This is a genomic window from Zoogloea sp., assembly GCF_023150065.1.
Classification (GTDB): domain Bacteria; phylum Pseudomonadota; class Gammaproteobacteria; order Burkholderiales; family Rhodocyclaceae; genus Zoogloea.
Genome location: NZ_JAKLLN010000019.1, coordinates 58,946 through 71,782 on the forward strand (window position 1 = coordinate 58,946; position 12,837 = coordinate 71,782).

Annotated in this window: 11 protein-coding genes; 2 read left to right on the plus strand and 9 right to left on the minus strand. The window is 68.4% G+C overall.

The window, feature by feature from the left end; all coding sequences use genetic code 11:
- Positions 1–16: 16 nt before the first annotated feature.
- Positions 17–1,057, minus strand: a complete 1,041-nt coding sequence (locus L6Q67_RS18350; RefSeq protein WP_296572895.1) for an ABC transporter substrate-binding protein — start codon at positions 1,055–1,057, stop codon at positions 17–19.
- A gap of 410 nt (positions 1,058–1,467) precedes the next feature.
- Here L6Q67_RS18350 and L6Q67_RS18355 point away from each other — a divergent pair, with 410 nt between their 5' ends.
- Positions 1,468–2,331, plus strand: coding sequence for a hypothetical protein (locus L6Q67_RS18355; RefSeq protein WP_296572897.1), 864 nt, complete (start codon positions 1,468–1,470; stop codon positions 2,329–2,331).
- A gap of 86 nt (positions 2,332–2,417) precedes the next feature.
- On the opposite strand, the gene L6Q67_RS18360 is transcribed toward L6Q67_RS18355, so the two are convergent.
- The 3 genes from L6Q67_RS18360 to L6Q67_RS18370 all read right to left on the minus strand — a co-directional run bounded on the left by L6Q67_RS18360 (position 2,418) and on the right by L6Q67_RS18370 (position 7,215).
- Entirely contained in the window at positions 2,418–3,728 is a 1,311-nt protein-coding gene (locus tag L6Q67_RS18360) for a dicarboxylate/amino acid:cation symporter (RefSeq protein ID WP_367171655.1), read from the minus strand.
- Between the two features lie 45 nt (positions 3,729–3,773).
- Positions 3,774–4,544 (minus strand): DNA/RNA nuclease SfsA, encoded by a 771-nt coding sequence (sfsA, locus tag L6Q67_RS18365; RefSeq protein ID WP_296572902.1) that lies wholly within the window; start codon positions 4,542–4,544, stop codon positions 3,774–3,776.
- 70 nt (positions 4,545–4,614) lie between these two features.
- On the minus strand, positions 4,615–7,215 hold the full coding sequence (locus tag L6Q67_RS18370; protein ID WP_296572905.1) for a chemotaxis protein CheW: 2,601 nt from the start codon (positions 7,213–7,215) through the stop codon (positions 4,615–4,617).
- Positions 7,216–7,439: 224 nt separating this feature from the next.
- Here L6Q67_RS18370 and rquA point away from each other — a divergent pair, with 224 nt between their 5' ends.
- Entirely contained in the window at positions 7,440–8,126 is a 687-nt protein-coding gene (gene rquA, locus L6Q67_RS18375) for a rhodoquinone biosynthesis methyltransferase RquA (protein ID WP_296572909.1), read from the plus strand.
- 16 nt (positions 8,127–8,142) lie between these two features.
- Here the strand turns inward: rquA and L6Q67_RS18380 are convergent, their stop codons facing one another.
- From L6Q67_RS18380 to cbiB, 5 genes are read right to left on the minus strand one after another with little or no spacing between them, the layout of a single operon-like run.
- Positions 8,143–8,946, minus strand: coding sequence for a cobalamin-binding protein (locus L6Q67_RS18380; RefSeq protein WP_296572912.1), 804 nt, complete (start codon positions 8,944–8,946; stop codon positions 8,143–8,145).
- Between the two features lie 38 nt (positions 8,947–8,984).
- On the minus strand, positions 8,985–10,022 hold the full coding sequence (locus L6Q67_RS18385; protein ID WP_296572914.1) for a hypothetical protein: 1,038 nt from the start codon (positions 10,020–10,022) through the stop codon (positions 8,985–8,987).
- Positions 10,019–10,894 (minus strand): cobalamin-binding protein, encoded by an 876-nt coding sequence (locus L6Q67_RS18390; protein WP_296572916.1) that lies wholly within the window; start codon positions 10,892–10,894, stop codon positions 10,019–10,021. The genes L6Q67_RS18385 and L6Q67_RS18390 overlap by 4 nt, the downstream gene beginning before the upstream one ends.
- Before the next feature lie 22 nt (positions 10,895–10,916).
- Positions 10,917–11,888 carry a threonine-phosphate decarboxylase CobD gene (gene cobD / locus L6Q67_RS18395; RefSeq protein ID WP_296572918.1) on the minus strand — a complete coding sequence of 324 codons (972 nt, stop codon included), beginning with the start codon at positions 11,886–11,888 and terminating at the stop codon, positions 10,917–10,919.
- Positions 11,881–12,819, minus strand: coding sequence for an adenosylcobinamide-phosphate synthase CbiB (gene cbiB / locus L6Q67_RS18400; protein ID WP_296572921.1), 939 nt, complete (start codon positions 12,817–12,819; stop codon positions 11,881–11,883). Before cbiB ends, cobD begins: the two co-directional genes overlap by 8 nt.
- Positions 12,820–12,837 lie beyond the last annotated feature (18 nt).

Here is a 12,837-nt window from a genome sequence, read left to right on the forward strand (position 1 = left end):
ATGGAACGGAGCCAGGCTACAGGCTGCGTTCGGCCCGGGCCGGCAGGAAGGCCGGGTTGAACAGCTCACCGGCGGCGGGCACCTTGGGCAGGGCGTAGGCTTCGGCGGTTTCGGCGATGGAGCGCTTGAGGCGATCGGCGGTGACGGCGCCCAGGCCGTTCTGCTTGACCTCGGCGGTCACCACGCTGGTGTCGAGGGCCAGCCTGAGGCGGCGGGTCTCCAGGGCCACGTCGATCAGGGGGTCACGCTCTTTCACCGCCGGAATGGCGGCGTCGGGCTTGGCGATGGTCTCCTTGAGGGCCTTGTTGAAGGCGCGCAGGAAGCCTTCGATGGCCTTGGGCTTCTCGGCAATGAGCTTGGGGCTCGCGATGATGGCATTGCCGTAAAGCTCCACGCCGAAATCGGGGTAGCGCAGGGCCACGATGTCGGCCGGCTTGACGCCCCGGGCCTCCAGGTTGAGCAGGCTGGTGAAGTAGAAGCCGGTGATGCCGTCCACGTCGCCCCGGGCCAGCAGGGTTTCGCGGATGGCCGGGTCCACCGACTGCCATTTCACCGCCTCCACGCCCAGCCCGTTGGACTTGGCAAAGGCCGGCCAGGCCTTGCGCCCAGCGTCGAAGATCGGCGCGGCGAGGGTCTTGCCGGCCAGATCGGCGGGCCTGCTGACGCCGCTCTTCTTCAGGGTAAAGACCGCCGCCGGGGTGGCGTTATAGACCATGTACACAGCCTGGATCTTCGAGCCCGGTGTCCGGGCGTCGTATTCCACCAGGGCGTTGAAGTCGGCAAAGCCCATCTCGTAGGCGCCGGTAGCGACCCGGGTGACCGCCCCCGCCGAGCCGTTGCCGGCGTCGATGGTCACGTCCAGGCCCTCGGCGGCGAAGTAGCCTTTGCTCCTGGCCAACAGGAAAGGCGCAGCCGGACCCTCAAAGCGCCAGTCGAGGGTGAATTTCAGCTTCACTGGCTCGTCAGCCAGGGCAGGGGCGGAGACAAAGGGGCTGGCAAGGGCGGCCAGGCCGGTGGCAAGCAGCAGACGACGGGACGCGCTGAGAAGGTGCGACATGGTGAACAACTCCAGGAAATGAAAGGCAGACATGCGTCGATCGCATTGCGGAGCGCTTGTGCAACGTCCGTGCCATCTCCCAACACATTGATTTCGTGGACTAAATTTTCATGCTCGGGTCAAACCCCAGCCACACCGGCGGATGCCCGACAGAAAACCCGCCAAACCATGCCCTCCCATGGTGCTCGGGGCCGGATCACGCACCGCCCCCGTGCATACCATAAACATATCTTGAATCGTAAAGAGTGTTTATTTTCAAATGGATATAGTCCATTCAAGTATATCCATCCGGTGATGAAGGATATTCCCAAGACGGGTTCTCACCCCTGCTAGATTCGGTTCCATCGGTTGTCCGCCCCTTGCACCGGACGACCCGACCGAACCTAGCCATGACTCATCAGGAGCCCAACATGAAGTTCTCGAAGAAGAAGTGCCTCGTCGCAACCCTGCTGGCCGCCTGTGCCGGCACCGCCGGCGCTGCCAACTGGAGCGACACCTACATCGGCTACCGCTGGGGGGCCAATTTTGGCGAGCCCTTCGGCAAGACCGACATCTCCAAGAGCATCGTCAATCTGGCCCACGTGAGCGGCTACAAATACGGCACCAACTTCCTGAATGCCGACCTGCTGATGTCCGACAGCAAGGACCCGTCGGCCCCGGGCTCCAAGTCCGGCGCCCAGGAGATCTACATCGTCTATCGCCATACCCTGGACCTGGGCAAGGTCACCGGCAGCGAATTCAAGTTTGGCCCGGTGCGCGGCCTGGGCCTGACCGGCGGCTTCGATGTGAACACCAAGAACGACGCCGGCTACAACTCCAAGAAGCGCATGATCGTGGCCGGCCCGACCCTGATGATGGACGTGCCGGGCTTTCTCAACGTGAGCCTGCTCTACCTGTGGGAAAGCAACGCCCCCTACAGCAAGTTCAGCCACACCCAGACCGACCGCTACAGCTACGACCCGCACCCCATGCTCAACCTGGCCTGGGGCATTCCCTTCAACCTGGGGCCGGTTCCCCTGTCCTTCGAGGGCTTCGCCAACTTCATCGCCGCCAAGGGCAAGAACGAGTTTGGTGGCAACACCGCCGCCGAAACGAATATCGACATGCAGGTCATGTACGACGTGAGCCCGCACATCGGCGCCGCCGCCAAGACCTTCAAGGTCGGCCTGGAATACCAGTACTGGCGCAACAAGTTCGGCAACGACCACAACGGTGCGGCCGGCGATGGGGCCTTCGCCAAGACCACCATGATCCGCGCCGAATACCACTTCTGAACGCCCCCCGCAGCAGACGGCAAAAGGCCGGCCCGACTTGCGTCGGGCCGGCCTTTTTTACTTGCCTTGGCGGGGTGGCGCCGAACTCAGCTGGCCGGAGCCAGGGCAGGCTCGATGACGGGCACCACCACTTCGTCATCCAACTTGCCATCCAGGGCCAGGGCCATGCGCTCCCGGTCCAGTTCCTTCTCGGAGGCGGAGATCACCACGGTGGCCACGGCGTTGCCGGTGATGTTGGTCAGGGCGCGGGCCTCGCTCATGAAGCGGTCGATGCCCAAGATCAGGGCCATGCCGGCCACCGGGATGGTGGGCACCACGGCCAGGGTCGAGGCCAGAGTGATGAAGCCTGCGCCGGTGATGCCGCTGGCGCCCTTGGAGGTCAGCATGGCCACCACCAGGATGGTCAGCTCCTGGGTCAGGGTCAGGTCGGTGTTGGTGGCCTGGGCGATGAACAGGGCCGCCATGGTCATGTAGATGTTGGTGCCATCCAGGTTGAAGGAGTAGCCGGTGGGCACCACCAGGCCGACCACGGAGCGGCTGCAGCCCATCTTCTCGAGCTTGTGCATCAGCTTGGGCAGGGCCGACTCGGAGGAGCTGGTGCCCAGCACGATCAGCAGCTCTTCACGGATGTACTTGATGAACTTGACGATGGAGAAGCCGGTGTAGCGGGCAATGGCGCCCAGCACGACAAAGATGAACAGGCCGCAGGTGAGGTAGAAGGCACCCATCAGCTTGGCCATGGGCACCAGGGAGGCCACACCGTACTTGCCGATGGTGAAGGCCATGGCACCGAAGGCACCCAGGGGGGCGAGCTTCATCACGCTGTTAACAATGCCGAACATCACGTGGGAGATCTGCTCCACGAAGTCGAAAACGGGCTTGCCCTTGTCACCCATGGCGGCCAGGGAGAAACCGAACAGGATGGCCAGCAGCAGCACCTGCAGGATGTCGCCCTTGGCAAAGGCATCCACAAAGGTGGAGGGGATGATGTTGAGGACGAACTCGGTGGTCGTCTGGGCGTGGGCCTTGGCGGTGTAGCCCTCGATGGCCTTGGTGTCCAGGGTGCTCACGTCGGCGTTGAAGCCGGCACCGGGCTGGGCCACGTTGGCCACCACCAGGCCGATGGCCAGGGCCAGGGTGGAGACGATCTCGAAATACAGCAGGGCCTTGCCGCCCACCCGGCCGACCTTCTTCATGTCCTGCATGCCGGCGATGCCGTGCACCACGGTGCAGAAGATCACCGGAGCGATGATCATCTTGACCAGCTTGATGAAGCCGTCCCCCAGGGGCTTCAGATCCACCCCCAGCTTGGGCTCGAAATACCCCAGCAGCACGCCGCAGACGATGGCAAACAGCACCTGCACGTACAGCACCTTGTAGAACGGCTTTTTCATGATGGTCTTTCTCCGGTGTTTGTGACTATGGGCCGGAGATTAGGCCGATCATCGGGAGCCCGAAATTGTGCTCTCCCCCATTGTGGACGGCCCTATTGTGGAAAGCCGCAGGCCTGGCACCTCCACCACCAGCCGGCGCACCAGCTCGATGCCAGCAGGATCGATGCGGGCCCCCAGCGCCAGCACCTCCACCCCCGCCGCCATCGCGGCGCGCAGGGCCTGGCCGTAGTCCGGGTCGATGTGGTCGGCCGGGCGCACTGCATCCACGTCGGAGCGCTGCACGCAGAACACCAGCACCGCCCGATGCCCGGCCGCCACCATGGCCGACATCTCGCGCAGGTGCCGGGCGCCACGGGTGGTCACCGCATCGGGAAAATAGCCGATGCGCCCTTCCACCGCGGCGGTGACGTTCTTCACCTCCAGGTAACAGTCGGGCCGCCCGGCCCCCTGCAGCAGGAAGTCGATGCGGCTGCCCTCACCGTACTTCACCTCCGGCCGGATCCGTTCATAGCCCCCCAGCTCCGGCACACCCCCGCCCTCGATGGCCTCGCGGACCAGGGCGTTGCTGCGCCCGGTGTGTACGCCCACGATCACCCCCGGCGCGGTTTCCACCAGCTCCCAGGTCCACGCCAGCTTGCGTGCCGGGTTGGCGGCCGGCGACAGCCACACCCGGCTGCCCGGCGTCTTGCAGCCCTGCATGGAGCCGGTGTTGGGGCAATGGGCGGTGAGCAGCTGCCCGTCGGCCGTCTCCACGTCGGCCAGGAAACGCTGGTAACGGCGCAGCAGGCGCGCCTCGAGAAGGGGGCTGGGAAAACGCATGGCGGGCGACCCGGTGGAGGGAAGCCGCCATGATGGCAGGGGCGGCAGGCACCCCGCCAGTGCCCGGGCCCTAGGCGCTGACGATCCCGGTCTCGTCACCCAGGCGCGCCGACAGCTTGTCGGCCGACAGCAACAACAGGAGCTCGCCGCCCTGGCCGCCCTCGGTCTTGACGATGCTGTCCACCAGGCTGGCGCTGCCCTGGAAGAGGCCGGCCACCGGCTGGATCAGGGACACCGGGACTTCCGGGATCTCGCCCAGCTCGTCCACCAACAGGCCCAGGCGCTGGCCATTGGTGGCGCCACGGACGATGACGATCTGGCTCGGCGTGCCGGCGCGCTCGCCGTGCACGTAGTCGCGCAGGTCCACCACCATGATGGGATCGCCCTCGTACATCACGCAGCCGCGCACGTGGGCGGGCAGCCCGGGCAAGGTGGTGATGCGCTGGACATCGATGGATTCGACGATGTCGCTGGAATGCATGCCGTACCAGCTGCCGCCGATATGGAAGGTGGCCAGCTCGACGGTGACATCGTCGGGCGTGCCCTTGAGGTGGCGGGTCACACCGCTGCGGGCGGCCGCCGGGGCAGGGGCGGTGGCGTGCTCGTCGGCGTCGGTGAGGGGGATCAGGACCACCGCCACCACGTCGTTGCGATAGGCGTCATCGGGGCCCTTGTACTCCCGGTAGCCGGCCGACATGCGCGCCGCCGCGGCATGAAAGCGCCCGGCGTGGGCCACGATGCCGCTGCAGGAGGCGCCGGGGGCGAGATCGAAATACTCGGTGGGCAGCTCGAGGCGGCTGCCCACGGCAGGCACGTCCGGGCCGGCACTGGCGATGACCAGCCCGTCCGGCCCGACGAACACGGCGATGCCCGCGTGGGCGTCGTCGGGCGCCGCCTCGGGCAGGCAGTCGGCGAGCATGGCCGACAACTGGGGGGCCGAATCGAAGACGATGGCAATGCCGCCGACCACCCGGTGGCTGCGCACCGGGTCACGCACCGCCGCGCCGTAGATGTAGGTCGGACGACCGGCGTACAGGGGCGTCGGTGCAAAGGCCGAGACGCAATAGGCCTGGGGGTTGTCCAGGGCCAGGGTGCGCGCCACCCATTCATCCCCCAGCCTGCGCCCGACCAGCGTGGCGGCGTCGGCGGCGGACACCGCCACCACGCAGCCCTCCGCATCAAACAGGATGAGGTTGGCATACACGGTATAGAGCCCGTTGATGGTCTGCAGGATGGGCGTGAGGCGGGCCGCCGCCTCGGCCGGGGGCCGCGCACTGGCGAGGACCGTGCGGACGGCCGTGCTCAGGGCCCACCAACGGCAGTCATTGGCACGCTCGTAGAGATTGCGGTCCATGATGTCGATGGCCAGGCCGGCACGGGCGCCACAGTCACGCAGGATGGTGGACACCACGGTCTCGTGCAGATTGGCGATGGAGCGCTCGAAGATGTCCTTGGTGCGTGCGCCGGTATTGCTGATCTCCCACAGCAGGGTCTTGGAGAAGGACGCGTTGATGCCCTGGGCCGCCCGCCCCTGGCGGCAGCTCTGACGCACGTTACCGTTCCACACGGCACGGTTGAGCTCACGCTGGATGGCCTCGGCCTGGCGGGGGATGAGCTGCAGCGCCTCGGAGAACAGGGCCGGGCTGTCCATCACCCGGGCCAGCACCGCCGGCGGAATGTTCTCCAGGGCCCGGGCCGCCGGGGTCTCGAAAGCGTATTCGACGGGCACCATCACATGCCCCTGCCAGCCGGGGCCGAAGTAGCCCTGGTAGCCCCGGGTGGCGCGGGTGGCGGCCAGGTATTCGCGGCCGGCAAAGCGCAGCACCCGCGAGGGCACCGAGGCGTCGGCATCGAGCGGCGCACTCACGGGTACCTGCCAGGGGTCGCTGGACGCCATGACGGTGCCGTGGGCATCCAGCAGGGTGATCACCGCCCAGTCGTCGTCGGCACACAGGTTGCGGAAGATGCGCTCGCATTCGTTCTGGAAGCGGAACACCAGGCACAGCACCCCCACCGCCTCGCTGCGGCCCGCCGGGCAGACCCGCCAGGCGTAGATCAGGGCCGGCCCGCCGGGTTGCAGGTCGGTCGGCCCGTAATGCTCCACGTAGGCTCCGTTGCTGCCGAGAGCCTCGTGCAGCAGCGGATCGTCCGACCGGGTGACGGGATGGGTCTCGTCGAGCTGGCACAGCACCTTGCCCTGCCGGTCGAGCAGCAGGATGTCGGCGTAGACCGAATACTTGGCCACGTACTCCCGGAAGCGGACCAGGATGCGCTGGCGCTCCCCCTCATCCTCCTCCCCACTGTCGCTGGCCGCTTCGGCATAGGCGCACAGGTCGCTGTCGGTGGCCAGAAAGCCGATGTCGGCGGTACGCTCGAAGAGGTTGCGTACCAGGATGTCGATACTCACCTGGGCACGGGCCGCCAGGTCTTCGGCCACCTTGCGCCGGGACTCGGTGGCCAGGCTGTTGAGCAGGGTGCCGGTGAGCTGGGCGAAGGCCGCGCGCATCCCGGTGATCTCGGTGCCGGTGCCCGACAGCTGGCCCAGCACGGTCAGGTTGTCCCACACGGCCTGAAGGGTCTGGAGGGATTCCCGATAGGTCTCCACCTCCGGCATGTGGCGCACCACGCGCGCCAGATCCCCTTCGAAATCCACGCCCTTCCAGTTCGTCATGCTCTGTCTCTCGGTTCAGGATTGCTGGAACAGCCCAACATTACGGCGGCAGGGAAAGCGGGTTGAGCCCTGGGAATAAAAAATTTCCGCAACGCAACAATCTGCGCGTTCCCTCTCCCCGCCACTCCCTCATCGCCGTATCATCTGCCCGAGATGCAGACCGGATGCGGCTCTCGGGCCACCCCACCGCTCTGCGGCAGATCCGACTCCAGCCAGGCCAAGCCATGCGTGAATCCACCTCCGCTGTCCCCCGGGAATTGCCGGACTACCTCCGGGATACCTACACCTGGGCTTACCTCGATCACCGTACCCTGCCCTGGCTCGACCGCCCGGTGGTGGTGTCGGCCATTCTGTGGGGCAACGCCGACCGGCTGATGAGCCGGGCCGTGGCCGAGTTCCAGCCCGGCCAGCGCGTGCTGCAGGCGGCGGCGGTGTATGGAGATTTCTCGCCCCGGCTGGCCCGGCGGCTGGGCAACGAGGGCCAGTTGCTGGTGCTCGACGTGGCGCCCATCCAGATCGCCAACACCCATCGCAAACTGGCCCCCTGGCCCGCCAGCACCCAGGCCCAGGTGGCCGACCTCACCGAACCGGTGGGGCGCAGCTTTGACGGCGTGTGCTGCTTCTTCCTGCTCCACGAGGTGCCCGCCACGGCCCGCCGCCGCATCGTGACCAACCTCCTCAACGCCGTGGAGCCGGGCGGCAAGATCGTCTTCGTGGACTATCACAAGCCGCGCTGGTGGCACCCCATGGGGCCGGCGATGGCCCTGGTGTTCCGCTACCTGGAGCCCTTCGCCAACTCGCTGCTGGAAGAGTCGATCGACACCCTGGTGCCCGAAACCGCCGGTTTCGAATGGCGCAAGGAGACCTTCTTCGGCGGGCTGTACCAGAAGGTGGTGGGGATCCGCCGCTGAGGGCGGGCCCCCGCGCTCACCCTGCCAGGCGGTCCAGACAGGCGGAGATGGCGGGCAGGCCTTCCCGGATCGCCGCCGGGCCCGGGGCCAGCAGGATGGCCGACTTGATCTCCACCACCTGGCCGTTGGCCACCGCCGGAATGGCGTCCCAGCCGGGCCGGGCGGTCACGTGGGCAGGCTGGAAGTGCTTGCCGCACCACGACCCGATGATCAGATCCGGCGCCCGGGGAATGACCACCGACGCATCCGCCAGGATGCGCTCGCGGGCGTTGGGATGCACCGACAGTTCGCCAAAGCAGTCCTCGCCGCCGGCGATGCCGATCAGCTCCGACACCCAGCGGATGCCGGTGATCAGCGGGTCGTTCCACTCTTCAAAGTAAACCCGGGGGCGCCGCCCCAGCCGCGCTGCGCGGGCCTCGCCGGCGGCACGCACGGTGGCGATGGTCTGCTCCAGTTCGGCCACCAGCGCCAGGGCCCGGGCCTCGGCCCCCACCAGGCGCCCCACCGTCTCGATCATGGCCAGGATGCCCTCCACGCTGCGGTGGTTGAATACATGCACGGCCACCCCGGCCTTCACCAGATCGCGGGCGATGTCGCCCTGCAGATCGGAGAAGGCCAGCACCAGATCGGGCGCCACGGCCAGGATGCGTTCGATCTTGGCGCTGGAGAAGCCGCTGACCTTGGGCTTCTCCTTGCGCGCCCGGGGCGGGTGGGTGGTGAAGCCGGAGATGCCGGCGATGCGCGCCTCCTCGCCAAGCAGGTAGAGCACCTCGACGGTTTCGGTGGACAGGCAGACGATGCGCTGGGGCAGACGGGACATGGGCGTTTCCGGGGATTAACAGTGGGACTCAGCAGGGCTCAACGAGGAAAAGGCGCCGGGCAGGCTTGGGCATCCCTGGCCGGATCGCACAGCTGCACCGGGGCCAGGAAGGCCTCGGCAGCGAGCCGGGGCTCCTGCGCGGCGGCCAGCACGGCCTGTGCATCACCAGCGGGCAGGCGCCAGGCGCGCTGCACCACGTAGAGCCAGTCCGGCCCCTCGATGGCCTTCACCACGGCCAGCTCGGCATAGTTGGTGTCGGGCACCCGGGGGCACACCAGGAAAGTCTGGGCCACCACGCCATGGGGCGCGTTGGCGCCGGGCGGCAGCAGGCTCACCTCGCCCGGCGGCACGCCGCAGCGGGTGGCGCGGCTGCGCTGCATGCCCTCCAGCAGCATCAGCGCCTGGCCGCCCGACTTGCTGCGCGGCAGGCCCTGCACGGCGACCAGCTGGGTCCACTCGCGAATGCTCTCCCCCAGGGGCACGAACTCGGCGCTCCAGTTGCGGGGCGTGCTCTCGTTGGATGCCGGCACGCTATCGGCGGGCAGGGGCAGGTTGAGCCAGCGCACGCCACCAGCGGCAAGCTCCTGGCGACGGGCAGCGGCCAGTTCGCGCAGGCGCCGGAAGGGCGGATCGAGCTCGGCCTGGAAGTCGGCCCCCGCGCTGTCGGCCACCAGCACCCGGGAGTTGTCCTTCTCGAAGCGGTACCACACGTCGTACTGACGCGCCGCGCCGCAGGCCTGCACGGTCCACTGCTCGAGGGCGTGGTGCACATGGCGCGGCCGGGTTTCGAGCAGGTCGGGGGCGGCCTGGGCCGTCGCGGTGACGCGGACATCCTGGCAGGGCTTGGCTGCGCGGGCCTCGTGAGCCTTGATGGCCTCGATCACCTGGCGCTGGGCCGCGGCCATGCGCCAGGCGCCGGCATAGCCCGGCACCAGCCGCTCGTCGGCAGGAACGGCCGCCACCTGGCCGATGCGGGTGACGATTTCACCGGGGATGGGCCCGGGCCCCGCCCCAGGCTCGACCGCGCCGGCCGTGCTCAGGCCCAGCGCCAGCAGCGTGGCAAGGCGCCACCTCATCGCCGCGCCCGCGCCTCGTCGAGCTGGCCGCACAGGCGCTCGGCGCCGTCGAGGATGCGCGGCGTGTGGCGCTGGATCTGGTCCGGCGGGATGAAGAACAGGTTGCCGCGACTGACCGCCTGCAGCTTGCCCCATTGGCGCCAGTCGTCCAGCCATTCCGGCCGGGCCTCACCCATGCCGCTGGCAACGATCACCTCCGGCGCCGCGGCCAGCACGGCCTCGGTGTCGATGGTCGGGGCCAGCACCGGCAGGCGGGCAAAAACGTTTTCACCGCCGCACAGGCGGATCACGTCGGAGATCAGATGTTCGCCGTTGATGGTCATCAGCGGGCGGTTCCAGATCTCATAGAAGGTACGCACCTTGGGCCGACTGGAATAGCGGGCCTGCAGGGCGGCGTGGCGCTCGCGAAAGGCCTTGGCGGCCCCGTCGGCCACGGCCTCGGTGCCGGCCAGCCGGCCCATCTGCGACAGGCTGCGGGCCACGTCCTCGATCTTGCGCGGTTCGTTGATGAAGACCGGGATGCCCAGCCCGCGCAGCTTGTCCAGGTGGGCGTCGCGGTTGCCGCTCTTCCAGGCCACCACCAGGTCGGGCTTGAGGGCTACAACCTTTTCCATGTCCACCGAGGTGTAGCCGCCCACCCGGACCACCTTCCGGGCGGCCTCCGGGTAGTCGCTGTACTGCACGACGCCCACCACCTTGTCGCCCGCGCCGGCGGCATACAGCAGCTCGGTCACGTGGGGCGCCAGGCTGACGATGCGGCGGGCGGGCTGGGCCAGGCGGATGCTCTGCCCCAGATCATCGGTGACATCGACGACCGCGCTGGCCAGGCTGGAGACGAACAGGAGGCCAAGGGCCAGGAGGGTGTGACGCATGGGGGGAGTACTCCCTGTGAAATCAGGATTCGGCAAGGGCCGCGGCGAGGCGCGCCCATTCGGATTCGGAGGCCGGCAACCCAAAGCGCAAGCCGGCCGGTGCCTCGAACAGGCGGGTCAGGATGCCCTGCGCGGCAAGCTGCTCATGGAGGGCGCGGGCGCGGGGTGTCGGACGCCACTGGAACAGCGCAGTTCCCCCGCCACCGCCGAGGCCATGGGCGTCGAGCAGATCTGCCAGCCGGCGGCTGTGGTCGGCCAGGCTGCGCCGGGCCTCGGCCTGCCAGGCCATGTCCGCCAGCGCTGCGGCTGTCACCCGGCGTGCCGGGCCCGATACCGCCCACGGCCCGAGCCGCTCGGCCAGCGCCTCCAGCACGCGGGCCTCGGCAAACACAAAGCCCACCCGGGCCCCGGCCAGGCCGAAGAACTTGCCCACCGAGCGCAGCACCACCAGGCCGGGCCGACCTGCATGGGGCACAAGGCTGTCGGCGGGGTCGGCATCGATGAAGGCCTCGTCCACGATCAGGCAGCCGCCCCGGGCGGCCAGGTCGGCATGCCAGCCCAGCAGCTGATCCCGCGAAAAGCGCTGACCGTCTGGGTTGTTGGGCTGGACCAGGAGCAGGATGTCCGCCTCGCCCAGTGCGGCCGCGATCTGCTCGGCGGCAACGGCCCGGATCTGATGCCCGCGCCAGGCATGGGGATGCTCGGCATAGGTCGGCGCCAGGGTGAGCACCCGCGCCGGCGCAAAGCACGTCGGCAAGGCCTGGATGGCCGCCTGGGAACCTGCCACCGGCAGCAACAGGGAGTTGCCGTAAAAAGCAGCGGCGGCCGCCTCCAGCCCGTCGTCCGTCTCGGGCAGGCGCTGCCACACCTCGGGCGCCAACGGCGGCGCAGGATAGGCGCGCGGATTGATCCCGGTGGACAGGTCCACCCACTCCGCCAGCGGAATGCCGTAGCGCCGGGCAGCCTGGCGCAGACGCCCGCCGTGCTCAAGCATGGATCAGCGCACTCACCGCCGCCACGGCCAGCACCCACAGCCACACGCCATTGCTGACCAGGGCCAGGGCCTTGTCGATGTCCGCGGCCCGGGCCGGCGCGCCGGCCCCCAGGGGCGGGCGGCTTTCGAGCTGACCGTGGTAGATCGCCGGCCCCCCCAGGCTCACATCCAGGGCACCGGCACCCGCCGCCATCACCGGGCCGGCGTTGGGGCTGTCCCAGGCCGGCGCCTGGGTGCGCCAGCAGCGCAGGGCGTTGGCCGTATGCCCGAGCAAGGCATAGCTCAGGGCGGTGAGCCGGGCGGGAATGAAGTTGAGCACGTCGTCGATGCGCGCCGCAGCCCAGCCGAAATGCAGGTAACGCTCGGTGCGGTAGCCCCACATGGCATCCAGGGTGTTGGCCAGGCGGAACATCAAGGCCCCCGGGCCGCCCAGCAGGGCAAACCAGAACAGGGCACCGAACACCGCGTCGTTGCCGTTCTCGAGCACCGACTCGACGGTGGCCTTGGCCACGCCCGACTCATCCAGCTCTGCGGTATCGCGGGAGACGATCCAGGACAGGCGCTGACGGGCGCCGGCCAGGTCGCCCTGCGCCAGAGGCACCGCCACCGCCCGGGCGTGCTCGGCCAGGCTGCGCCCCCCCACGGCGAAGTACAGCAGGCCCACATCCACCACCACGCCCAGCCACACATGGGCTTCCTTGAGAGAGCCGGCCAGCGCCACCCACGGCAGCACCGCCACGCTCCAGGCCAGCAGGCCCGCGCCCCGGTGGCTGCCCACGCGGCGCATCAACCGCTCGACGGCCGCGGCATAGCGCCCGAACCCCACCAGGGGATGAAAACGCCGCGGCTCACCGAAGAGGCGGTCAAGGGACAGCCCCAGCAGCATGGGCACGGCAACAGGAAACAGGGCGGCGAGGAGCAGGGCGAGCATGGGATAATCAAAGGCTTA